Raw genomic sequence first — 26,422 nt, forward strand, 5'->3', positions numbered from 1 at the left:
AATTCGAAAAAAGATTAGCATAAAAAATTACTACCTGATTGGAGGAGTTATTAATGGATTGCCAACATAATAAGTTTTTCCGTATTTCATTACTTTGGAAAGGTTTAAACTAGTTAACTGGTTATAAGAACAATCCAGATAGGAAAGTCTTAATATATATTGAAGGTCAATGTATTCAATCTGATTATACGAGCAATTCAAAATATTTAATTTTGGAAGGTATTTTAAATTAATATTTTTAATATAATTATTAGAACAGTTAATTTCAACCAAATTTGGCGTTTGTTGCAATTCTAGATTTTGGATTTTATTATGAGAGCAATTCAAATCAATTAAATTAATTGTTTTTTCTAAATCAAGATTTTTAATTTCATTGATTGAACAATCCAAGCTATCTAAATTTGGAATATATTGTAAATCAAGTTCAGTCATTTTGTTAAAAGAACAAGATAATTTTTCCAATACTGGAACAAATTGCAGTTCAAGATTTTCTATTCTATTGCTCGAGCAATTTAAACTAAATAATGACGATAAATTTTTTAGATCAAGTTTATTGATTTCATTATTTGAACAATTCAAGTTGCTTAAACCTAAATTATTCTGTAAATTCAGGAATTTAATATAATTATAGCTACAATTCAATGAAGTTAATTGAGTTACATGTTCTAAATCAATGTTTTCTAATTCATTTCCATAGCAATTTAAATCTTTCAATTTAGGATTATTTTGTAAATCAAGAAATTTAATATTATTATAATGACAGTCTATATAATGTAATTTTGGAAAATATTGCAAATTAATATTTTCAATTTCATTATTATTACAAACCAATACTTCTAAATTTCCAATATTTGCTAATGATAAATTTTTAATTTTATTGTTGCTGCAAGTCAATATAAACAATTTGGGAAAATCTTCAATTTTTAATTCAGATAGTTCATTTCCACCACACCCTAAACTGAATAAATTTGGTAAATTATTTACTTCCAAGCTTTTTAATTGATTATAAATGAGGTGAATTTGTTTTAAATTGGGTAAGTTGGAAATAGCTAATTTTGAGATTCTATTGAAATTGCATTCGAAGATTTGTAAATTATTTAAACCGTCTAAATTAAGTTTTTGTATTAGATTATTTGAACAATCAAATTCTCGTAAATGTGTTAAGCATTGTATATTTAATTTTCGTAATTTATTCTTATCACAAGTTAATTTTTCCAGTGCAATAAGACCATTAATATTTAACTTTTTTATCAAATTGTCAGAACAATTCAATTCTTCCAGCTTAACTAATTTATAAAGATTTAATTTTTTCAATGAATTGGAGGAGCAATCAAGATTTTCTAAATTGATAAAATGTTCAATGCCTTCAAGTGATTCAATGTTTTGAGAATCGATTTTTAAATTAATTATTTGTTGGGCCTCATTGATTTCTATCTCACCATCATCATTTAAATCAGCGTTTTTATCACCATTGCCATCAAAGTCAGTATCAACACATAAGGTATTTAGTAGAGCATTCTCAAATTGAGCATCAGGAAAATGTATGGTCTGTGCTGAACAGAAGAGGCTCATGAATAGGAGCGGAATACCTGATAATTTTATGTAAGTCATTAGGGTAGATTTAAATTTAGTAGGGTAAATATACAATTAGTTGTTGTTTATATTATTACCTTTTTATGATGATTAGATCTAATTGGGTCGGATTTGCATTTGCTTAAATAGCTTTTAGATGATTTTTTTATGCAAATTTTTTTTGGGATCTAAAGAACAATGTTGCTCTGGAATGGTTATCGTGCTCTATCTATAGAATTTATTTCATATATTCGTTTAATAAGATATAATATTGTGTCTAAATTGATCGTTATATGGCTTAATATTTTTGATTATGAATGGTCTCAACATTGTGGATAAGTCCTTGATTTCTGGCCCTAGTTTCGCTTGGCATAGGAAATTTTATTTAATGGATTTTTCGCGGCCATTTCACTTTGATATGATTTTGAATCATTTATAAAATATTTTTTTGCCAACCCTTTTTTTTTAAATAAATCCAATAAATTATTTTCAATGAAGTATTTTTTTAGTTTCATCTTGTCCATTTTATGTTTAGCAGAAAATTATGCACAAGTAACCATAAAAGGACAAGTTAAGGACATATCCGGTAATAGCATTTCTTTCTGTTCTATAACCCTACTTCATGAACAGGATTCAGCATTAATAAAAGGAAATCTGACCAATGATCAAGGTGAATACATGATTGAAAATGTAGACCCAGGTAAATACATGATTTTGGCGTCTTATTTGGGATATGAACCCGTTTATAGTACCATCATTGACATTAAATCTGAGAGCAAGACGGCAACAGTCGATATTATGCTCCAGGAGAAATCTATTGTGTTGGATGAAGCAGTTTTTATTGCTAAACGCCCTTTTCTTGAACAGAAGGCAGACCGGTTAATCGTGAATGTTTCGAATAGTGCCATTGCAGCTGGTGGTACTGCCATGGAAATACTTAAAAAAGTTCCTGGAGTCATTATCATCCAAGATAAAGTGACATTGGGTGGTAGCCAAAACGTCCAAGTGTGGATTGATAGTAAACCTTCACCATACACTGATATGAATGCTGTCCTAAGAGACATGCCCGGAGATCAAATAGATCGCATAGAGTTGATTACACAACCTGGTGCCCAGTTTGATGCTGCAGGAGGACCTATATTGAATGTTATTTTGAAAAGAAATGCTGATTTGGGATTTAAAGCAACAGCGGCATTGGCTGTTGGTGGATATCAAGTGAATCAAAGTGATGTGGATCAAGGAATACAAAATTACTATCGTATAAATCCTTCTGTCAATGTAGTCTATCGAAAAGGAAAATACAATCTTTTTGGAAATGCTAGTTTCAATCAAGGAAAAACATTTGAAGTATTTATTGTAGATCGGTTCATAGGAAATGATGTGTATAAGAGTAAAAGTTTAGATAACAAGGATTATCAATTCCGAAATATTAGAATAGGTGCAGACTATTATGCTACTAAAAAAACAACTATTGGTTTTATAGCGCGGGCATGGAGTCGGGAAGGCGATGGAAATAGTTATAACAGAACCAACGTTTTTGATCTTTCAGACCATTTAATTGATGCTTTTATTACTGAAAATGTAAGTGATAATAAGAGAAGTGGATTTTATACAAATCTGAATGGCAAGCATGAATTTAATCCTAAAACAGGACGTAGTATTACCCTGGATTTAGATTATAATCAATTCAATACAAATACATCCAATGATCTAACGATTTATCCAACAGAGCAAATATCTAACAGATCACTTTCAGAACAAGTTGTCAAACAGCCGGTAGATATTTGGGTTGTAAAAAGTGATTATATACATCCTTTTGATTCTACGTTTAAATTTGAAACCGGCATTAAATCAAGTTTTGCCAGTGTCGATAATCGATTGAATTTTTTTCGAAATGGAATTAAATCCAATACAGAGTCCAATGATTTTTTATACAAAGAAAATATTTTGGGAGCATATATAAATTTAAGTAAGAGTTTGAAAAAGTTTGATTTTAATGCAGGGGTTCGAATGGAGAATACTAATGTTTCTGGTACAACTTTGGATTCTTTAGTTTTGGATAGAAATTATCTGCAATGGTTTCCAAGTGCAAGTGCATTGTATCATATCAATAAAAATATGGGCATACAAACTTCTTTTTCCAGAAGACTAAATCGTCCTGGATTCCAACAACAAAATCCATTTATTAATTTTATAGATTCATTAACTTACACACGTGGTAATCCAAAATTATTACCTGAAATAAGCAACACCGCACAATTGAATTTCACCTATGACGGTCAACCAGTAGCGGGCATTAGTTATGCGGTAACGAATGATGTTATAATAGAAAATGCACCTCAGATAGAAGGTACAAAAACCTATACGACCGCAGAGAATTTGGCCAATCAAAGGAGATTGGAAATTCAATTGAATTTTCCGATTAAACTTGGAAAATGGTTAGATGGATATGGCGGTAATCAAGCCATTTATAATAGTTATGATGCGACTTATCAAGGTTTAAAGTATGAAGCGAATCAATGGAGTTGGTTGGCCTACTGGGAACTTAATTTCCAATTGCCTAAGGATTTTAAGCTTGAAGTGGGTGGTTTTTATTTTACCAAATTTCTTGAAGAATTTTTGGTTATTGATCATATTGGGAGTTTAGATTTTGGAGCATCCAAAACATTTTGGAATAAAAGAGGAAAATTGAGTTTTAGTTTTAATGATATTTTGGATTCTCAAAACACTCGTGCTAATATTAATTTCAATGATGTAAATGTCAATTTTTTCCAACGGGAACTTAACAGAAATATGAGGTTGAGTTTTAGTTACCAATTTGGAAATTCCAAAGTTAAGAATGGCGGTAATCGTAAGGCAGCTTCGGAAAGCGAGGCTTCGAGGGTGAAGGTGGAGTAGGGTAGAGTGACTAACGGATTGAAATCCGTTAGTAGAAAATGAGTCGAGCCTACAGCTCTGGGGAGTGAGATATGTTTGTGCCTATGACACTCTGTTATTTGGGTTTAGGATTACTCAGGATTAAAATCCGTGAGTAAAAAATGTTTCGAACCTACGGCTCTTAGGAGTAGGAAATTGGTATGTAATGTGTTAGAAATAAATGTGTTGAACTTTGGTTTATTATGAGTTACAGTACAAAATGGAGGCATAGCCTCGTTCTATATTTTTTACAAAGGATTTTTATCTAATGTTATTAACTCATAAAGTTAGTAAATATATAATGCCCCTAGAGCTCTTGAAAGTTGCTGAACGAAAAGAGGCGTAGCCTCGTTCTATTTTAATAACAACGGAATTTAATTAGTTTTGTATGTCACGAAGTAATTTCATTAGGACCGAAGGTAAAACCAATTTTTTTTTGGTGTGAATGAGAGGCATAGCCTCGTTTCATCATAATAACAACGGATTTTAATCCGTTGTTATTAACTAATAAAGTTCCCGAGTGCCATAGGCACGGCGCATTTTTAATTAATTAATCTAATTATATGGCTAACACATATTCACAAATTTACGTACAAATCGTTTTTGCAGTAAAATATCGAAAAGCGCTTCTTGATAAAGCTTGGAGAAGTCAGGTTTTTGGGGTTATGGGAAATTTAATTAACGAAACCAATTGCAAAACAATAATAGTAAACGGTGTAGAAGATCATGTGCATTGTTTTGTAGGTTTGAAACCTGCTATTTCTGTTTCAGAGTTAATGAAAATAGTGAAAGCGAAATCATCAAAATACATTAATGATCATTCTCTTACCCGTGAGCGATTTGAATGGCAGACAGGCTTTGGTGTGTTTTCTTACAGCCAAATAGATATTGAAAGAGTGTTTAAATATATACAGAATCAAGAAGAGCATCATAGATCCAAAAAATTTAAAGAGGAGTATTTAGAGTTATTAAAGGAATACCAAGTTGAGTATGATGAGCAATATCTATTTGAAGACTTGATATAAAAAATGTGTTGTGTCTATGGCAACAAAAAATGTAGGGTGCCCATCACGCAATAAATGTGTCGTGCCTACAGCACTCAGCTTAGCCGGATGCTTTTTACTAACGGATTGAAATCCGTTAGTAAAAAATGTTTCGAGCCTACGGCTCTAGTGAGTTAGATAATGCGTAAATCCAAAATGTGGCACGTCCATAGCTTTAGGATTTACGGTGAAATTTAGAGGCGTAGCCTCGATCTATTTTAATAACAACGGATTTCAATCCGTTGTTATTAACCAATAAGTTTCATGAGTGCCAGAGGCACGATCCATTTTGAGACAAACCTAATAATTGATGATTTACAAAAACTCGAGTCATTAAAATAGCTAAGGACGCAAAGGAATTACAGTACGAAAAAGAGGCGTAGCCTCGATCCATTTTTTTAACAACGGATTTCAATCCGTTGTTAAAAAAAATCAAGTTCTTGAGTGCCAGAGGCACGATCCATTTCTTTCGAAGCCCAGTCAAAAAAAAACTGTATGAAACTTACGCGATTATAATGTCACTTACCTAACTTCTGCAGGTGGTCTTTGTGGTCTTACAAATTCTTTTTTCTTAATGAGTTCTTTGGTTTCTAATATCGCACGTTCCAATTGATTGTCTATGCCTCTACTTAAAGCTGTAAGATCTTCCATAACTTCGATATCCGGATCGACACCGTGCCCTTCTTTGAACCATGTGCCATCCGAATTATACATCCTGAAAGATGGTGCAGTAATTGAACCACCATCAATCAAACTCGGCACGCCACTAATACCTATTAATCCTCCCCAGGTTCGAGTTCCAATCAATGGGCCCAGATGTTTTTTTCTGAAATAATCCGGAAATGCGTCACCACCTGAACCACTCCATCCATTGATGAGCATTACTTTTGGTCCGAAGTGAGCATAGGGAGGCCAAGGCCATGGTTGACCATCTCTGGTCGCAAAAAATGCAAGTGGTTCGCGATTTAGGATTTCAACAAAACGGTCTGGAATTTGTCCACCATTATTAAAACGTTCATCAATGATCAACGCTTTTTTATCCCATTGGGCAGAGAATTGTCTAATGAGTTCACTTTGTCCATCAGTTCCAGTGCTTGGAACATAGATATAACCTACAGTTCCATTAGATGCTTCTTCAACGCGTTTTCGCTTAGATTCTATCCAGGCTAAATGGCGCAATCGAGCTTCATTATCTATGGTTTGAACCATGATTTTTTTTGCATTAGTCCAACTTGGGCTTGTATTGTATGTGAGTTCTACCGTTTTATTTCCTAATCCTTGAAAACTTGCAGTGGGTTCTAATTGCGTTGATAAAGGGATGCCATTAACTGCAAGAATGTAATCTCCTTCTTTAATTACCAAGCCCGGTGCTGCTAAAGGAGATTTGATTTCAGCATCCCAAGATCCTGGTTTAATAATATGCTTAATTTTATAAAATTGACCTTCAGCTTCCCAATTGATACCTAAATAGCCTACATTTTTTTGTGCAGCACGTTCTTCTGGTCCACCACCACGATAGGTATGAGAGGCATTAAGTTCAGCTATCATTTCACCAATAATAAAATTCACATCTTCTCTTGTGGTTGCTACTTCTAACATTTTTAAATAACGTTCTTTTATGAGATTCCAATTAACGCCATGCATTTGTCCATCATAGAAAAAATCTCGCTCCAAGCGCCATACATCTGTTAAAATTTGTTTCCATTCTTGAGCTGGATCAACCATCATAGACATTTCACCTATGCGTAATGGTTTTTCCCATTTTTGATTTTCTTCTGGTTTAATTATGGCCATGGCTTCACCTTTAAAAGCAAGTATTTTTTTACCATCTGCACTTAATATAAAACCATTTGCATCATCTAAAATATTTTTTTCTTCCCTCTTTTCGATATCATAATAGGCAATTGACATTTTTGCACTATTTGGTGATCCAGTGTTTGGAACTTTTAAGTATATTATTTTTCCGGTGCTTGAAGTTATATTACCAAAATTCCCATTAGCAATTGGAAGTACAACCATGCGTGATTCAATCTGATCAAAATCTATTTCTACCGGAATTATTTTTTGTGCAGTGCTGTCTTTCTTTTCTTTATTTTCTTTATTTTCTTTTGCTTTCTTATTTTTGGTCTCTTTAGCTTTTGCAATTGTTTCAGGTTCAGATTTAATGACCACGGTATCATTCTTTGGACTCAAGAGTGAAGGCGTTTTTTTAAGAAGACTTATTGCAGCGATCTGAGTTGAATTGGTATAAATAAATGTATTATCTATATCACTATAAGATGGTTGAAAAAGTTGATTCGTAAACAAGTAAATATATTTTCCTTCGCTATCAAATACGGGCGAACTACATTCATAATATCCGCTTGTTATTTGGTGAAGTTTTTGTTGATTTACATCAAAAACAAATACAGCATTGTGATAATTTTCAAGATCTCTGTTGTAAGTCAACCATCTGCTGTCCGGTGACCAACTGGGGTTAAAGCCCATTAAACTTCCATGGGTCATTCGAAGTCCTTTGTCGACATTGATGCTCGCTCCGGTAGTGATATCGAAAATTCTAATTTGCATAGTCTGATCTATGAAGGCCAATTTTTTACTATCAGGTGACCAAAACAATTGGTATCGATATCCGGGACCGTAATTCGTCATTTTTTTCTTTGAACTTGGATCTGTAGCATTCATAGTCCATAATTCATATTCACCAGATTGGTCACTCCAATAAGCGATTGTTTTACCATCTGGAGACCATTTAGGGAAACGTTGTGCAGAGCCCGATGATTGAGTTAAATTAATTACAGAACCATTTTCTGCGGGCAATGAAAAGATCTCTCCCCGAGCTTCTATCAAGGTGCGATTGCCATCAGGACTTATTGCAGCAAATTCAATTAATTTATCTACATTTTCTAAGGAAGGTTTTAATCTGATTTTATCTGTGATGATATTGACTTTAACTTCAGTTAATTGATTGGATTTAAGTGAATAAAGGTATAGTTTGCCGGATGCTTCAAAAACAATATCTTCAGGTCCTTGTGATGGAAAATGAATGTCATCATCTTTAAACATGGTAAGTTGTGTGCGGGATTTCAATTTCAGATCGTATCTCCACAGGTTCATTCTTTTTTCAGGTCCATTGTCTGACAAAAAATAAATATTGTTTTCGTGCCACATTGGAAGTTCTTCGCTTGCATCAATTGAAGTTGAAATATTTTGAGACGAACTATCTTTTAAATTAAATAGATATATATCTGCTACATCACCACCGCGATACCGTTTCCAGGTTCTAAAAATTTCTGATTTGATAACCATAGCCATCTGCTGTCCATCGGATGAATAACTTCCGAATTCACCATAAGCAAAGGGCAATTTGGTAGGAAAACCACCCTGAATTGATATGGTATACAATTGGTTGAATCGATCTTTTTCACTCTCTCGATTGGATGCAAATAAAATGTGTTGACCATTAGGATGCCAATCCACCATCCGATCACTTTTACCATGCTGGGTGAGCCGAGTTGGGACACCACCCATTATGGATTGTAAATAGACATCTGCATTGCCATCATAATTTGCTGAAAAAGCAATTTTTTGTCCATCAGGTGAAAACTTAGGAAACACTTCCATACCTACAGGTGAGCTTATTTTTAGGGCATTTCCACCTTGTTTTGGGACTAGCCATAGATCATTGGCATAACTAAAAACGATTTGGGTGGAGGAAACATCCGGAAAACGAAATAGACCTGCATTCACTTGGGCGATTGCAGCGTGATTCGCAATCAGAAATTGCACTAATAAAAGAAGAGAATAATAATTGAATCGCATACTCATTTTTATAAATTTGGTCAAAGCTAAAAAATCTTTTATTATAACGATTGTAAAATTTATGGAGTCTATAGGCTGATATATTGTCAAAAAAGGGTATTTTTTCATTAATTGTTTGATATTACATGATTAATGTGAAATAATCCATATAAATCCTTCCTTGGTTGATGTATTATGATGGTATTTCATTAATTTTGTAAGTGACATATTGTTTGTAATAAAATGATAGGTTAGTATTGCATCTCGGATAAATCAACATTTGTTAATATTTAGAATTAGGTGATTTAGTATAGTTCATGATAGATGGATTATGCAAATTCCTGAAACCTGAATTTTGTAATTTATTTTGTTGTTTTTAATTTTTTAATTTATGAAATCCAAGATTGTTGAAGTAGCATTTTTTAATTATGTTTTGAATTTTTACCCAGTCAAGCAAAGCTTATGGTTCATCCTATTCTATATGGGAACTTTCATTGAAAGTAGATCATTGGTGGCTTGCGATATATTGGTTGCAAAATCGAATTTATACATTACTATTGAGCGAGGAAGTAAACTAAAGATTACAGCTAGGGACTTATTGGACATTGGATATTGTGAAGATCGGCAATATCAAGTTTCTTGGGTGCAAAATGGTGTGTTGACACCACTAGATAGTTTGTCCGACCAGCTTCCAAGGTATTTAAGATTCCATGTTGCAGATTTAAGTAATCAGCATTTTTGTTTTGGTGATTTGCAACTCAATTTTGTGGATTGTATAGAAGATTTAGTGCCTAAACAATTAGATACATTATTTATAAGTGAATGTGCGCGTTATGGAACATTTAAATTGCAAGGTTTTGAGATACCGGATACCGCAAAAGTTATATTCGTAAATGGTGAGTATTTAGTAAGTGGCTGGTCCAGATGTGGAATCGTTAAAATTAAAATAACTGATATAAAAAGTACTAAACTGCCAAAGGATAATATTTATGAACATATTGAAACCCTTCGATTCAGGATTACCAGAACCGATAATATCTCATTTAATTTTTCAAATACCATTTTATATAAGCGGCCAGTCTTTGATAGTACGGTTTATTTTCCAAAATTTGATGGAGTTGAAAATCCTATTTTTGATTGTGGTGATAATTGGGAGACGGATAGAAATGGAAATCCTACGGCAAAATATGTTTTACCCAAAAAACTATATGACAACGATTGTACATTTTTTGCCTATAACTATGTGGATTCATTGGTAAGTGTGATAGATACCCTATGTTTATCGACAAAAATTGTAGAACGAATATGGACTTTTATTAATTGGGATAACGGACGTATTTATACATTTAATCAGAGAATTCATATTCAATGCATCAAGGATTTGGAACCGCCAACTGCAAAATGCAAATCCGAAATTGTCGAATTAAATTTGGATTCTAGTCAAACCATTAAGATTAATGCGAATCAATTTGATGATGGATCGACAGACAATTGTGGTATAAGATCAATAAGTTTTGATTCTATTGCAACTATCAATTCACTTCAATTTGATATTCAGGATACCGGCAAAATCATAGATGTTGACATATGGGTTTATGATCATGCTGGTAATAAAACCAAATGTACATCTCAAATAAGAGTTAGTGAAGATAAGGTGGTCTCGAATTTTAATCCTGATGGAGTAAACAACATGGTTTTGAGTTTGTCTCCAAATCCCTTTATTCAAATTACCCAATTGAATATTTTTTCATCTTATGATTCCAAAGTTCAAGTGACTGTTTATTCTAATGAAGGATGGAGGGTTATGAGCAAAAATATTATGGTTAAGGAAGGCTTTAATTCCATTGCCTTACCAGAATTATTTAATTTAAAAGGAGGTTTGTATTTCATACAATGCCAAAGCACAAAAGAGGTTTTTAGGATAAGAGGATTTAAATTATAATAAACTGAAAGACGCATTATAATGTTTTACTGCTTAGTTAAGCTTCATTTATTTCAGTGAAATGAAATTTTATATAAGAAAATTCATGCTATAAGTTTAATGGTTAGGTGCTATTCAATTGTTGGCAGAATACTTTATTGCGGATTGCTGGTAATTTAAAATGAGTACCTTAAATAATTTATTGTTTTCTTGTGAATTTTAACAAAATGTGATACATTATTTACCGTCATTATGCCAATTGAGGTAAAAAATTAATGTATGCATTAATTTTAGCATTGAAGATTTTATTTCTGGTAATCTTAGTAATGTTTCCCTAGGTTAAGGCTATAGACTTTTAATGGAACTGATTCAAATTCTGAATATTTCTTAAGAAGTATTTAGATCGTTTATTAGTTATAGTATGAATAAAAATCTTTATTTCAACTCATTAAAAAGCAGGCCCTCTAATGTAGAACTAAATCTATATTTAACACCTGATACAAATCATTTTAAATCATGTTTTTAGTCATTTTAAATATTCTATTTAAAAATTAAGTTTGGAGAAAATTTGATTATGAAAAATAGATTTTTGATCGTGTTTTTTTTGACAATGTCTCAAATGTTGCTTTCTGCTCAGAACATTGATGACTATTTAGATAATTATTTGGGCAAGAACAAGGACGGCTATGTCCAACCCGTTTCTGATATTTTAACTGGAGTGTTCAACACAGGACTAATCACAGAACCAAAAATCGACAGTCATTTTTATGTCAAAATAGGTATAGTCGGATCTGCAGCATGGGTCACAGATAATCTAAAGACCTTTTCGGCTACTACGGAAGATCCTTTTTCACCGGAGCAGAAGACCAAGGTTTCTACTATTTTGGGTCCAGCAGAAGTCACAACTGTCACAGATAGCAATGGATTAACGTACACATTTCCTGCAGGAATTAATGCCAAGTGGGTTCCGTTTGCTTTGCCTCAAATTACGATTGGTGGAGTATTGAATTCGGAGCTTAATTTAAGATTTTTAGCCATTAATTTTGGAGAAGATTTTGGCAAGCTCCAATTAATTGGAGCAGCATTAAGGCATGATATTGGGCACTATTTTAATCTTATTAATTATAATGTAAATGCTGGATATTCCTTCCAAAGTATAAAATTGGGAAATAGAGTCATTTTAACCAATCATTTGATTAGTCTTGATGGGGGAAGAGATTTAAAGCACTTTTATTATTATGGTCGTATTGCTTATCAGTTAGGAAATATGGATGTGACATATACCCCTGATGCGGAAGAAGGAGGGAATAAAATTGAGTTTAAAAACAAAAATGATTTTCCACTTTTTATTGGATTAGGTGGTGGTGTAAAATTGGGTAAGGTCTTTCGGTTTAATTTAGGAATTAGTTATGCAAAATTTCCAATGGCTGAATCAGGAATCATATTAAAATTCTAATCATAAAACATAAAAAAAATAAAAATGAAAACATTAAATTATTTTACCAATTTACTTCTATCATTTATTATTATTACTACATTCTTTGGTTGTGCAGATTATATTAAAGTTTACGAATCTGAGACAAGAATTATTCCTTTGAGTTTGACCATAAATACCTTTGATCAGAAAAATTGGGAGAGCGTAATATCGAAATCTGATATTCAAAAAGCATTAAATATTCCTTTCTATGCACAGAAAGTTAAAGTAACGTTGAAATCAATAAAATTAAAAATTGAACCTGACGCTAATCCAAAGAATGCACCATTTGTAGAGTATTCTATGAATGTGTTTGCACCTGAGGGACAATCGTATAGTAACTTTTTAGACCTTAGCTCTTATGAAGTGACCAAATTTCTTGGCTCACCAAGTCCAATAAATATTAATTTAAGGGCGAAGGAAATTGCTAATTTGAACGGTTTACTTACTCGACTTTTTGATCCTAACCAAGTATTGCAAAGTGTAAAATTTAATGGTGATATTAATGGTAAATTAGTTGCTGATGGTGGTCCAAATGCAGTTTTTATAGGTAAGTTAATCGTTAATTTAGCACTTGACATTTCTTATTTTCATTGCGAATATTCTGAAGCATCTACATTTATTGACGATTCTTGCACCCAATAATGCTTGTTGCAATATTAGATACACAATAATTAATGTAGAATTGTATAAGTGGGTTTCTTTTATACTTTTAATATTGACTTTTATAAGAAAGTGTTAATTGATAATGTGGGTTTCTTGTAGTAAGTTTTATTTTAATTTATCTCATCAATTAAGTAGTATTTAAAATGATAAAAAATAACTTAAATTGGTTTCAATCAATCATCCTAATTATTTTACTTGTAGGATGTAACAAGGATGATTTTTCAAACCCTGTTAATAGGAAAATTGAAACCGGCTCATTTATTGAAATCACCCAGGTTGCTGTAGGTACAGGTGGTTCAACGATTGCTGTGAATGGAGGAGTATTAGGTGGAATGACCATTGAGATTCCTCCTGGGTCATATACTACGAACAAGGATTTTACGATTAGCAGTGCAGATATTCTAAATCACACTTTTGGGCCTGATTTAAATCCAATTACGCCATTGATTCGAATTAACAATGGTGGCGGCTATGCAGATTCAATATTAACCGTGACCATCCCTTGCGTCGTACCCCAGGGTCATTTTGCCATGGGTTTTTATTACAACGAGGAGACGGGCGAACTGGAGGGCATTCCGGTGGTGGCCATAAATGATAGCAATGTCATCCTTTCTACAAGGCATTTTTCTTCCGAACCCCTTTATCATGTGAATGGCAATCTTTCTACAAGGGCAAATAAATTCGCAGATATCCTAATAAGCTCCACGGAAATATCCTCGTTATTTGGAAATCTCGAATCAGGCTTTAAACCTGGTGTTGACGATTGGGAGTTTATCAATTATGGCTCTTATATTGAACCTGGAGGTCATTGTGCAGGTCAGTGCATCACAGCGATGTGGTATTATGCCACTCAAAAAGTAAAACTAAACCAAGCCCCCTTATGGAATAGATTCAGCACATTACAGGATCCTGTGACTTACGACAACAGAAATGGCTATCGGTTTGCCTCTGTTGTGCAAAAAAGTATAGATTGGGATAATCGAGATAAGGCAATGACAACATTCTATGATCATCCTTCCGGAAAACGAATATCAAAAGATAGTCTTACTTACCTTTCGTTCGCTTACGCTATAAAATTAAATAAGAAACCGCAATATGTTTCTATTAGAAATGATTCTGGCGGCCATGCCATGATTGTGTATCAAAGCAATGCCAATACTTTAATTGTGGCTGATCCCAATTTTCCAGGAAGCTATGATCATAAAATTGAACTGTCTAATGGAAAATTCAAGCCTTATCCATCAAATCCAAATGCCAATCTACCTCAAGAGTTTTATCCGCGTATTAATTACATCGGTGCCTCTGCCCATATTTCAATCGAAGGTGTAGCCGAACTTTACAAGCAGGTACTGAATGGGACCATCGGAGATGCGGGCAAGCCCGATGCCACTTTTCCAGCGATTCAACTCGTGTATTGGAATGAATCCATGGGCTGGGTTGACATCAGAGATAGCCTGGATGTGGATCTGGATTCCATCGAAATTGCATGCCGGTGTGTATCCTGCAAATATCCCTCCGGATATTATGACCAAAGTGCTGTCATATATTTTGTCAATGAGAAAAATCAATTAGTAAGAAGACCAGGCAGTAAATATCCTCGTTCGTTTGCAATTTATCGCAACCCGGGAAGAACTGTTGTTCCTTTTGCCATCTTCGGAAACTCTTCCACCTTGGGTGATTCCAATGCGCGTTACATAGATTTTAAATCTCTAATCATACATAATAAATACAAAATCAAGATCCATCCGGATCCGATAATTGGAGTTACAGACCGGTCACTGGATATCACGGCAGAACTACAAGGCTCCTATTCACAGGCAAAATTCATTTGGAATTTTGGGGATAATACGCCGGAAACAACAAAGTACTTTGACAACAAAGTGCAACATGCTTATAAGCAAGCCGGAGAATATACTATCCAGGTAAGGGTAATGGACGACAGGACCGGTCAGATCCTAGGCGAAGCAACTGCTCCTGTGCAAATCAGCAATGCCAGTTCTTCCTTTAATTTCAATTGGCTTCAAAGAAAATCTAACAGAGATTGGTTCTATGATATAAATTTTAATCTGTCAGGAGCGGTTGAGGGGAAAAACGGAAATAAAGTAGAACAGATTGTTGCCAATGAAAACAGTAAAATTGTAAATGTGAAATTTGCTAGCATTGATTCATTTTTAGTCAATTTCACGAGTTCGTTTTCTCTATCTCCATTACAAATTACAAGCACAGTGGATCCTAAGGAAATTATAACCTATTCCGGAACTCCAAGATTAAGCTGGTCTACAAATAATTTTAATCCACCTGCCGGTCAGGCTACTGGAAATGGAACATATGGAAATTCTAACTGTGTTGGTACCATTACCATAAAAGGTTATATGGATTATACATCCACATGGTATGATGACAATATCGGAGAATACAAAACCACCATCGGTACTAATGAATGGGTGTTGGGATATATTCAATTTGAAAAATACTAATCTGAATAGAAGTGTTTTTATGTTTAGGGGGTTTATGATTGAAAAAGTTTAAAATTTAATAAAATGAAAACAAATTTTTATAAGGAGTTCCGTAAGTTAAGTTTAAGAATGAATATGCGTTTTGGACATCTCTTGATCTTGGTCATATTATTTTCGGCAAGTTGTAGCAAAGACGAGAATACACCCAATCCCGGCAGTGGTAAAATTGAAACCGGAGCATTTACAGAAGTATTGAATGAGCAAGTAGGATCTTCGGGTAAGTTGTTGAACATCCAGGGTGGTTTAATAAATGGAATGTCCATTGAGATACCTAATGGCGCTTATCCCTCCGGCAAAGATTTTGTTATTTCTGTTGCCGAAATTAAAAGTCACACCTTTGGTCCTGACTTTAACCCTATTACACCAATGATACGCATCAATAATGGAGGAGGTTATGCAGATTCCATACTCACCATAACTATCCCGTGTGTTGTACCTAAGGATCATTTTGCGATGGGTTTCTATTATAATGAAGAGACAGGTGAATTAGAGGGGATTCCGGTCATTTCAATTACGGATAGTTATGTAATACTTGCTACTAGACACTTTTCGGGAAAACATTTAAATGAAGGTATGGGAAGTGCAGCTACACGAGCTAAAATTTGGGCTGATATATTAGTGAGTTCAATGAACAAGGACAAATTATTTGAACTTCAGGAATCTGGTTTTCGTCCAGGTGTAGATGACTGGGAGTTTCCAAATGAAGGTTCGTATATTGCTCCAGGAGGACATTGTGCGGGTCAGTCTTTAGCTGCAATGTGGTATTATACTATTCATAAATTAAACCTTCATGAAGCTCCACTGAATGGGCGATTTGATCCAATGCCAGGAATTATATGGCAAGATAATGTTAATGGATATCGATTTGCTTCTGCCGTACACGTAGATTATGCTGCTTCATGGCTACTTGCTATGAGTCCGGCTGGTATTTTTAAAAGTAAATTTAATAATCAAGGTCCAAAAAATTTGATTTCTTTTGACAGTTTGCAATATTTAGGATTTGCTTATTCCATTCGTTTGACTAAAAAGCCCCAATATGTTGATATAAGAAGTAGTGCAGGTGGAGCACATGCAATGATAATTTATAGAACAAATTATAATGTAATGTCTGTAGCAGATCCTAATTTTCCTGATAGAAATTCACATTTTATTTCATTATCCAATGGCAACTTTTTGCCTTATGAGTCTAAACAAAATGCAAATACGCCAACGGTCCTTTATGAGAAGATTCAATTTTTTGCCAAATCTGCACTAATATCTTCAGAAGGTATTGCAGAACATTATGCTGCAATGTTGGCAGGAACAATTGGGTCTAAGCCTCCATATTTTTTTCCGCCTTCCCAACTTATTTATTACAATGGGAAAGAGTGGGTAGATCTATCTGATACTTTGAGTATAGAATCCGATACAATTACTATTGCTGCAAGATGTTTTCAATGTGGAGCACGTTATCCCGGAGACCTCACTGCTATGAAATTGCTTAAAACGAATGGTGATACTTCTGTTTTAACAGATAAGAAAGGTTATCTTAATATTCCATTGGTGCCTGGAGAAAATTTACTACCACTTGAAATACTTGGTACTGCGAATGGAAGCGATTGGGGTTATTTGGATTTCAAAATGCCGGTGATTAAAAAAGAACCTAAAGCTGGTTTTGGTTACTGGTTGAAACAGCTTAATGATGATGGTACACTAGGAGCTAGTTTTGGATTAAAAACCATGCAAGGTCAATTTGCTGGAAAATGGTTAGGTACAACTTATAAAGTTGATTATCAAAAAGACTTTGATATAGATGGACGCCATGGTACCGTTTTCGCCAAATACACTGCTAATTGTAATTCAAATAGAACATTAATTAATTCTTTTAATATTGAATTATGGACACTTGAAGGTATAACAAAAGGTGTGGTCATTTCATTGGATGGAAAAAATCTGCCCCTAACTTCTTCAGAAGGAAGTAATTTGGTTTTTAGTGCTTATGGTTCTGCGGCATGTAGTACATTAACTCGTGTGGATTATTTTGAAGCTGGGAAAGCGGCTAAATATAGTTGCGATGAAACTTCATTTGTATTCTTTACCATTCCAAAACCATGAACAAGTAAAGGTGTTTGATTCATTGAGTCGGGGTACACTTTTGTCGTATCCCGACTTTTTTATTTTATTATTTTAGAAAATATTTTTAATAAAAAAGATACTTCGTAAACATAATTAAGATAATTTTGTCTTAAATAAAGTTATATTCAATATTCATCTAAAAAATTTGAAATTATGTTAAAAGTGCAACTATTCATTTTAGGATTATTCGTATTTTTTTTAAATCAGATTCATTCGCAAGACACTAGTGTTGCGGAAAAAATTTCTTCGCCTAAAGTATTGGGGTATCACTTTGGGGTGGTTCAAATTGCATTTGCCATTAATAAAGGTGATGTTATTTATTTAGACAAATATGATTTTTACACGATTGGTTTTCCATTTGGCATTAGTTTGAAGACTCCTGGAAAAGCCATTATTGATCTCGAGTTTGTGCCCGTAATTAAGCCTTATCTGACCACGGAAACACCTTATAATGTTCATTTATTATATCATCCAGGAATACTTTATCCACTAAAACAAGGATGGACATTGGGATTCAGATTGGCATTTGAAAGTGGGGAAAAACAATTTGGCTTTACACCCTTGATCAATAAAGCATTTAGAATTAATGAAGGTTCTGTTTTTTTTGTTGAATTGGTTGCTCCAGGAAGATTCGGACCAGCTAAAAATTCTGGTTATACACAATTAGGGGGTCTTCATTTAGGTTTTGGTTTCTAAAAAAGTATAAATCATAGCTCTTTAGATTTATATTTTAGAGAATATATTGAAATGGGAAAGATAAAAGATTTTAAATCACCATCTAGTTCATTTACGATCAAAACCGAAGTAGTTTGTCCTAATGATGCTAATCCAATGGATATTTTGCAAGGAGGAAGGTTGGTTGAATGGATGGATATAGGTGCTGCAGTTTGTGCACAAACCCATTGCGGAAAAATTTGTGTAACGGCTTCGATTAATCATGTTGATTTTTATTCAGCCGCCAAAATTGGTGATATCATTACGATTTTGGCAAGAATAACCAGAGCATTTAATACGTCTATGGAAATTTATGTGCACGCTTTTGCTCGGAAGGTGACCTCAGAAAAGAAATACTTGGTAAGCAAAGCCTATTTCACTTTTGTTGCACTCGACGATTTGGGGAAAGCCACGCCAATTATTTCTGTTAATCCAGTAACCAAGGAAGATAAAATACAATTTGATGCTGCATTATTAAGAAAAGAAAGAATTGCTAAAGGGAAGAAAAAGAGACATCTAATGTATCATAAATAGTTCCTCACATGTTAAAGAAATTTACTTATATATGATGTTTTTATTTATATAGATGTTTAATTTTATTTGTTTTTGCTTGTATCATAATCTATTGAAAAAGCATATGAAACCGAATATTTTTAATAAATCCTAATGTATTACAAATAGGTCATGCAGTATAACTATTGATTATCTTCAATAAACCATTCAGCATACGATGAAAGAGTTTCTTCAAGTCTGATATTTACTAACGGCGTAGAAATACTAAATTTGTCTATCAATATATCAACAAAATGCAATAATAAGTTCTCACAAGTTGGCTGAAAAGGTACTAAAATAACTTTTTCAAATTCGTTGGATATGACTTCAGATTTCGAATAGGGTGCTTCTTGATTGAGTACAAGTGCGTGATCAAAAACATGTATAATATGTTTGTTTACAATTTCTTTCAGATCTCCAAAATCAATCACCATACCCAATTTGGTTTTTTTAATATCCTCTATGGGATTTCCAATCAAAGTAATACTTAAATGATAGGTATGTCCATGAATATTTTTACAAGGTCCATCATAACCATACAGTGCATGGGCCATATCAAAGGAAAACTTTTTAGTAATTCTAATTTTTTTATGAGGCATTATTTTTAGTTTTGTATAGGGGTAATTTTGATAATATTAACAGGACAGTTTTGAGCGGCTATGATGTTTTCTTTGAGTTCATCTTCAGTAACTAACACTGAATAAAATCCTTTTTTGTTTATGGCTCCAATTAATGTACATTTTCCATCTTTTTTTGAAATACGCCATCGATTTCGAGATGCTTCAACACATGCGTTGCATCCTATACATTTTTCTCTTTGTTGTGTTATTCGAATCATATGGTTTCACTTACAAGTTTGTAAAGCTTGTCAGATGGTCTAATTTTTTCGTTTATTTTTATAGAAAAGGAATCCCCTTTTTGTGATTTGGCTACGGATATTTTATTCACTCTAATGTCTTCTATTTTAGATTGAATATATCCTGTTGTAGGTCCGGTAATGATCACTTCATCGCCTATCCGTAAACTATGCGATTCACAAACGAATTCCCCGACACCTATTTTGTCAAAGTATTTGACAGCTTTAGCTACATATATTTTCTTTTTAGTTGCTTTGGAACCATTCTCATTGCTCCATTCACCCATTTTTTTACCGAGATAATACCCGTCCCAAAAACCCCGATTATAAACTGTAGCTAATTCTTTTTTCCAGGCTTCTATTTTTTCTTTGCTGAAACTTCCATTTAAATGGGAATTAATGGCTTCATTATAGCATTTTGTTACGGTATATACATAATCAACAGCTCGACCCCTTCCTTCGAGTTTCAAAACACGAACTCCTGCATCAATAATTTGATCTATAAAATCTATGGTGCATAAATCTTTTGCCGACATAATCATTTCATTGTCTATTTCAAATTCAATGCCTTCTTCTTTGTCTGTTACAATATAGCTTCTTCTGCAATTTTGAATGCAAGCTCCTCGATTCGCGGATGCGTAATGTGAATGTAGACTTAGGTAGCATTTACCGGAAACCGCCATGCATAAGGCACCATGAGCGAAAATTTCTAATTCAATTAAATTTCCTTTGGGTCCAGTAATATTTCTTCTTTTTATTTCGCGACTAATATCTGCTACTTGCATCAGACTTAATTCACGTGCTAATACGATAACATCTGCAAAATGAGCATAAAATTCTACGGTATCAATATTGGAAACATTCGCTTGTGTAGAAATATGAATTTCCATTCCAATTTTTTTAGCATAATTCATAACGGCATGGTCGGATGCTATGATGGCTGAAATTCCATTTGTTTTTGCGGCATCTTCTATGCTTTTCATTAGATTGATATCGTGATCATATAGGATTGTATTGAGTGTCAAATAGGTTTTCACATGGTGTTCCTTTCCTATTTCTGCGATTTTTTTTAAGTCTTCCAAGGTAAAATTAATACTTGATCGGGCACGCATATTCAGTTGTTCTACACCAAAATATACTGAATTGCAACCAGCTTTTATGGCAGCCATTAAAGATTCGAAAGACCCTGCCGGAGACATTAATTCTATAGACCGTTTTTCTGACATCGTTTTAAATATACCTTTCAAAGATGACGGCAAAGGTAATATAAAGTTTGATCTAATATTAATAAGTTATAATCCTGTATCATGATTAAAAGGTTTAAAATTTTAATAGTTTAAGCAGTGATAGTTATTAAATATTAATGATTCTAAAATAGGTCTATTAGGTATTTAAATTGTTGCATGTTGAATTTGTAAATTTATCATTCATATTATCAATAGTTTTAATTTGGATCCGTTAAATGGAAATATTAGGTCATTTTAGTGGATTAATTTTATTAGATAATTATAAAAGACAAAAAAGTCTTAAATTAATTATATATTTGCAAAATTATTTAAATTAATTTTCTAATTCCTAGAGAGATTTTACTCATATATTTTTTTAAACTAATGCACTTATGAATAAGATTCCATTGCATAAATTTCATATACCTGTTTTAGGGTTGGCTTATAGTATCGATACGCCTATTAAGGTAGCCCGGTATGGTATATCTTCTGTAATGTCAATTATCGAAGATCAATTGATTGAAATGATGCGAGCTCATTATTATCCAATGATAGGATTAGAATATATCCCAATTCCAAGACACGAATGTAATTATCGCAGTAAACGTATTACAGATTATTTGAACCTAGTTAATAGAATAGTACTGGATCAAGTGACAAAGCTTAGAAATGCTACTTTTGAATCGGGTTCCGAAATTGTAAAATATTTTGAAATGCTTCCTGATGACAGTATGGTGAAAAAAATATACTTACAAATGTTAAATACCACAAATTTACAAGAAAAAAGTACTCTTGAAGACTATTTGCGAACTCAAATTCAACCGGGAAGTATTGATGTAAATATCATGACAAAAGTCGACAGAGAACAATATAATGCCTTAGGTGTTTTAATAGAAGATGGATCGGATGCGGTTTCAGCTTTGAAGGCGTATGCGGATAGTGATCTTTTCAATTCTTCTGTGGTGTTTTCTGCGGGCATGAATCCCAGATTGTATAATTTTCTTGAAACTTGTAGAGCGTTTGATATTAATGAGAATGGAAGTTTTACGAAGAAAATAATAGTTAAAGTTAGTGATTATCGATCGGCATTAATACAAGGCAAATATTTGGCTAAGAAGGGTATTTGGATAAGTGAATTTAGGATTGAGTCTGGGTTGAATTGTGGTGGTCATGCTTTTGCAACTGATGGTTATCTTATGGGGCCTATATTAGAGGAATTCAAACAAAAAAAACAAGAACTTATTTTATCACTATTTGAATTATATAATCCAGTACAAGAAAGTAAATCTGGTATAAAATTGACTAACCCACCTCCTATAATTTTCTCAGCACAAGGTGGGATAGGCACTTCTGGAGAAGATGCTTTTTTACATCAGTATTATCATATAGAGAGTACTGGTTGGGGGACTCCATTTTTATTGGTTCCTGAAGCAACAACTGTTGATGAATCTACCCTTGATTTATTGAGTTCTTCAATGGAACAGGATTTGGTTTTAAGTAATAATTCACCATTAGGTGTTCGTTTTTATAATTTAAAAGGAACTACTTCAGAAAGAGAAAAGTTAATGCGAATAAATAAAGGAAAACCTGGAAGTCCTTGTACTGAAAAGCATTTAGCTTTTAATACAGAATTTTCTACTGAACCTATTTGCGTAGCTTCTCATAAATATCAAAAGTTAAAAATCAAACAAATCCAATCCTTACAATTACCAACCATTGAATATAATAAACAAGTCAAGGATGTGACTGATAAAGAATGTTTGTGTATTGGTTTATGTAATTCTGCTGCAATAAAGTACAAACATACATTCGTTAAAAAACTAAATGCTGTAACCATATGTCCCGGTCCAAATATTGTACATTTTTCGAAAGTGGTTTCTTTGCAAACCATGGTTGATCATATTTATGGTAGACAAAATATTATTACTAATGCTAAGAGAGCTAATATGTTTATCAATGAATTAAATTTATATAAGGCTTACTTAAAAGAACAATTGGAAGAAGAAATTTTACCAGATTTGCGCGCTAAAAGAAGTAAATACCTTACAAATTTTTATCAAAATTTAAAAAATGGCATTGCCTATTATCATCAACTTTCTGATAAATTTGAATTGAAACGTATTGAATTTGTAAACGCGCTTATTGACATTGAATTTGAATTGAGTGTTTTATATTCTAAATACGAAATGAGTATTTAGTGGATTTAATAGTTTAACCACATTTGTCGGAATTATCTAACCATTTACACTCTAATGTGATTTATATCATGCCAAAGTTTATATTTTTTCAAATTTAGCTTGAAAGAATCTTAGATACTTAGGTTCATAAACCATTTTCATACCATTAAGTTTTTGTCTTTTTTCATAAACCCTTGCTGCAGATTCTGCGATGACATCCATGTGAGCTTGAGTGTACACTCGACGTGGAATGGTAAATCTTACCAACTCTAATTTTGGAAAATAGTTATCGCCATTTGCCTTTCGACCTGCAGAAACAATACCTCTTTCCATAGTTCTAACGCCTGAATCTAAATAAATTTCAGCTGCTAATGTTTGAGCAGGAAATTGTTCTTGTTTGATATGTGGTAAGAATTTTTTTGCATCTACAAATATGCCATGGCCACCAATGGGTTTTACAATAGGAATGTCATATTGTAACATTTTCTCACCTAGATAAATGACTTGGCCGACTCTAGCTTTTATGTGTTCATCACTTACACTTTCACCAATGCCAATGGCCATTGCTTCCATATCTCTTCCAGCAAGTCCGCCATAGGTATGAAGGCCTTCATAAACAACTACCATATTGCGCGCTTCTTCAAAAATATCCCATTCGTTTACTGCGAGGAAACCACCAATGTTGACCAGTGCATCTTTCTTAGCACTCATCGTAGCCCCATCAGTATAGGAACATATTTCTTTGACTATTTCTTTTATTGTTTTATGTTCATATCCTTTTTCTTTTTGCTGAATAAAATAAGCATTTTCAGCGACTCTGGTCATGTCATGGATAATACGGATCTTGTGTTTTTTGGTCAGCGCTCGTAGTTCTTTTAAATTTTTCATACTGATGGGTTGACCGCCAGCCATATTTACACTGGTAGCCATACTTACATAGGGAATTTTCTTAGCGCCGTGTTTTTTTATTAATGCTTCAAGTTTATTAAGATCCACATTGCCTTTGAAGGGAAATTCATTTTCTGAATCATGGGCTTCATCGATAATGATATCTTGGAATGTGCCGCCTGCTAATTCCTGATGTAGGCGAGTTGTGGTAAAATACATATTGCCGGGAATGATGTCACCTTTTTTAATTAGGATTTTCGAAAGGATGTTTTCAGCACCGCGGCCTTGATGTGTTGGAATTAAATATTTATAGCCATAAACATCTTTGACCACTTCTTCCAGGTGATAAAAATTTCGACTACCAGCATAAGCTTCATCTCCCATCATCATTCCAGCCCATTGTCGATCACTCATTGCTGAGGTCCCACTATCCGTTAGTAAATCTATGTATACATCTTCGGACTTTAATAAAAAAGTATTATATCCGGCTTCTTTCATTGCTTTTTTTCTCTGAGATGGAGTAGTCATCTTGAGCAATTCAACCATTTTAATTTTGTAGGGTTCTGCCCAACTATGTTTGATATGTTTCATGATATTTATTTTTTTTAAATTGGCTTTAATTTAGCAGTAAAATGTCGGAGTAATGGTGCCTCTTCCGTAATTTGAAGTCCATGAATGGTATCGCGCTTTTTAAATACTTCAATGATGACTTCAGATACATAATCAATATGACTTTGGGTGTATACTCTTCTTGGAATGGCTAATCGAACGAGTTCTAAAGGTGCTGGAATTAGTTTATGTAAGGCGTCGTATTTTCCGAACATCAGAGAACCAATTTCTACACCCCTTACCCCACCTTCTAAATATAATGCCCCTACTAGAGCTTGACCTGGATATTGGTCTACTGGGATATGTGGTAACATGGCTTTCGCATCTAAATATACAGCATGTCCTCCTGCTGGTTGCATAACAGGTACTCCTGCCGCCATTAATTTTTGAGTCAGGTATTCTATACTTCTAATTCGGTATTGCAGATAGTTTTCATCCATGACTTCATTTAGTCCTATAGCAATAGCTTCCAGATCTCTACCAGCCAGTCCACCGTATGTTGGGAAGCCTTCTGTAATCACTAAGAGGTTTCTACATTGCATGGCTAGATCTTTATTATGCATAGCCAGAAAACCGCCTATATTTGCAAACGCATCTTTTTTGGCGCTCATGGTGCATCCATCTGCATAAGAGAACAATTCATGTGCAATTTCTGGAATGGATTTATGAGCGTATTCAGCTTCTCTTAATTTAATAAAATAGGAGTTTTCAGCGAACCGACAAGCATCAATATAAAGCGGAATATTATAGCTGGTGCATATTGCTTTTACATCTTTAATATTTTGCATGCTAACGGGTTGTCCACCTCCTGAATTGTTCGTGACGGTTATCATCACGAGCGGAATATTCGAAGCACCTTTCTCTTCGATGAATTTTTTTAGTGCAACTACATCCATGTTGCCTTTGAATGGAGCAGGAATGGATGGATGTTTTCCCTCTTCACATAATAAGTCTACACCGATGGCCCCCGAATATTCAATGTTGGCTCTTGTGGTATCAAACAAAGTATTACTAACAAAATATTTTCCTGGACCCCCAAGTATACTAAAAAGAATTTTTTCGGCAGCTCGGCCCTGATGTGTAGGGATGACCAAAGGCATTCCGGTGATTTTTTGTACTGTTTCTTCAAATCTGAAAAAACTCGGACTACCAGCATAAGATTCATCGCCTTGCATAATACCAGCCCATTGATTACTGCTCATTGCGCTAGTACCGCTATCTGTTAATAGATCAATGATGACATCAGTAGAATGGATTAGAAATGGATTATAAAAGGCTTGTTCTAAAATCTCTTTTCGTTGTTTTTCAGTATTGAAAAAAATGGGTTCTACGGATTTGATTTTGAAGGGTTCTATAATGGTTTTCATAAATGATATGGG

At 33.7% G+C, this 26,422-nt stretch carries 17 protein-coding genes; 10 read left to right on the plus strand and 7 right to left on the minus strand.

Annotated features, from left to right (window positions below; all coding sequences use genetic code 11):
• Positions 1-30 precede the first annotated feature (30 nt).
• Complete coding sequence (locus IPK88_10600) at positions 31-1,611, minus strand: hypothetical protein (protein ID MBK8243865.1); 1,581 nt, start codon at positions 1,609-1,611, stop codon at positions 31-33.
• A 453-nt stretch (positions 1,612-2,064) separates the two neighbouring features.
• Here IPK88_10600 and IPK88_10605 point away from each other — a divergent pair, with 453 nt between their 5' ends.
• Positions 2,065-4,470: a TonB-dependent receptor gene (locus IPK88_10605; protein MBK8243866.1), complete on the plus strand. Its 2,406-nt coding sequence runs from the start codon at positions 2,065-2,067 to the stop codon at positions 4,468-4,470.
• 581 nt (positions 4,471-5,051) lie between these two features.
• On the plus strand, positions 5,052-5,513 hold the full coding sequence (gene tnpA / locus IPK88_10610; GenBank protein ID MBK8243867.1) for an IS200/IS605 family transposase: 462 nt from the start codon (positions 5,052-5,054) through the stop codon (positions 5,511-5,513).
• A 540-nt stretch (positions 5,514-6,053) separates the two neighbouring features.
• Here tnpA and IPK88_10615 read toward each other — a convergent pair.
• Positions 6,054-9,350 carry a PD40 domain-containing protein gene (locus IPK88_10615; GenBank protein MBK8243868.1) on the minus strand — a complete coding sequence of 1,099 codons (3,297 nt, stop codon included), beginning with the start codon at positions 9,348-9,350 and terminating at the stop codon, positions 6,054-6,056.
• A 370-nt stretch (positions 9,351-9,720) separates the two neighbouring features.
• Between IPK88_10615 and IPK88_10620 the strand changes: the two genes are divergently transcribed.
• From IPK88_10620 to IPK88_10650, 7 genes are all read left to right on the plus strand, one after another.
• Positions 9,721-11,271, plus strand: a complete 1,551-nt coding sequence (locus tag IPK88_10620; GenBank protein ID MBK8243869.1) for a hypothetical protein — start codon at positions 9,721-9,723, stop codon at positions 11,269-11,271.
• 553 nt (positions 11,272-11,824) lie between these two features.
• Positions 11,825-12,706 (plus strand): hypothetical protein, encoded by an 882-nt coding sequence (locus tag IPK88_10625; protein MBK8243870.1) that lies wholly within the window; start codon positions 11,825-11,827, stop codon positions 12,704-12,706.
• Positions 12,707-12,730: 24 nt separating this feature from the next.
• Complete coding sequence (locus IPK88_10630) at positions 12,731-13,369, plus strand: hypothetical protein (protein MBK8243871.1); 639 nt, start codon at positions 12,731-12,733, stop codon at positions 13,367-13,369.
• Positions 13,370-13,533: 164 nt separating this feature from the next.
• Entirely contained in the window at positions 13,534-15,867 is a 2,334-nt protein-coding gene (locus tag IPK88_10635) for a PKD domain-containing protein (GenBank protein MBK8243872.1), read from the plus strand.
• 63 nt (positions 15,868-15,930) lie between these two features.
• Positions 15,931-18,000 carry a hypothetical protein gene (locus IPK88_10640; protein ID MBK8243873.1) on the plus strand — a complete coding sequence of 690 codons (2,070 nt, stop codon included), beginning with the start codon at positions 15,931-15,933 and terminating at the stop codon, positions 17,998-18,000.
• Positions 18,001-18,174: 174 nt separating this feature from the next.
• Entirely contained in the window at positions 18,175-18,717 is a 543-nt protein-coding gene (locus IPK88_10645) for a hypothetical protein (protein ID MBK8243874.1), read from the plus strand.
• 51 nt (positions 18,718-18,768) lie between these two features.
• A complete protein-coding gene (locus IPK88_10650) occupies positions 18,769-19,269 on the plus strand; it encodes an acyl-CoA thioesterase (GenBank protein ID MBK8243875.1) in 501 nt (166 codons plus the stop codon).
• Between the two features lie 161 nt (positions 19,270-19,430).
• On the opposite strand, the gene IPK88_10655 is transcribed toward IPK88_10650, so the two are convergent.
• From IPK88_10655 to IPK88_10665, 3 genes are read right to left on the minus strand one after another with little or no spacing between them, the layout of a single operon-like run.
• Entirely contained in the window at positions 19,431-19,886 is a 456-nt protein-coding gene (locus IPK88_10655) for a 6-carboxytetrahydropterin synthase (protein ID MBK8243876.1), read from the minus strand.
• A 5-nt stretch (positions 19,887-19,891) separates the two neighbouring features.
• Positions 19,892-20,125 carry a ferredoxin gene (locus IPK88_10660; protein MBK8243877.1) on the minus strand — a complete coding sequence of 78 codons (234 nt, stop codon included), beginning with the start codon at positions 20,123-20,125 and terminating at the stop codon, positions 19,892-19,894.
• Positions 20,122-21,369, minus strand: a complete 1,248-nt coding sequence (locus IPK88_10665) for a U32 family peptidase (protein ID MBK8243878.1) — start codon at positions 21,367-21,369, stop codon at positions 20,122-20,124. The genes IPK88_10660 and IPK88_10665 overlap by 4 nt, the downstream gene beginning before the upstream one ends.
• A 392-nt stretch (positions 21,370-21,761) precedes the next feature.
• On the opposite strand from IPK88_10665, the gene IPK88_10670 reads away from it, so the two are divergent.
• The gene (locus tag IPK88_10670) at positions 21,762-23,567 is read left to right on the plus strand and encodes a hypothetical protein (GenBank protein ID MBK8243879.1); all 1,806 of its coding nucleotides are present in this window, start codon (positions 21,762-21,764) and stop codon (positions 23,565-23,567) included.
• 78 nt (positions 23,568-23,645) lie between these two features.
• Here the strand turns inward: IPK88_10670 and IPK88_10675 are convergent, their stop codons facing one another.
• Both IPK88_10675 and IPK88_10680 read right to left on the minus strand, forming a co-directional pair.
• The gene (locus IPK88_10675; GenBank protein MBK8243880.1) at positions 23,646-25,025 is read right to left on the minus strand and encodes a tyrosine phenol-lyase; all 1,380 of its coding nucleotides are present in this window, start codon (positions 25,023-25,025) and stop codon (positions 23,646-23,648) included.
• Between the two features lie 14 nt (positions 25,026-25,039).
• A complete protein-coding gene (locus IPK88_10680) occupies positions 25,040-26,410 on the minus strand; it encodes a tryptophanase (protein MBK8243881.1) in 1,371 nt (456 codons plus the stop codon).
• Between the last annotated feature and the right edge of the window lie 12 nt (positions 26,411-26,422).

It is taken from the genome of Candidatus Defluviibacterium haderslevense (genome assembly GCA_016712225.1).
In the GTDB taxonomy this organism is placed as follows: Bacteria; Bacteroidota; Bacteroidia; order Chitinophagales; family Saprospiraceae; genus Vicinibacter; species Vicinibacter haderslevensis.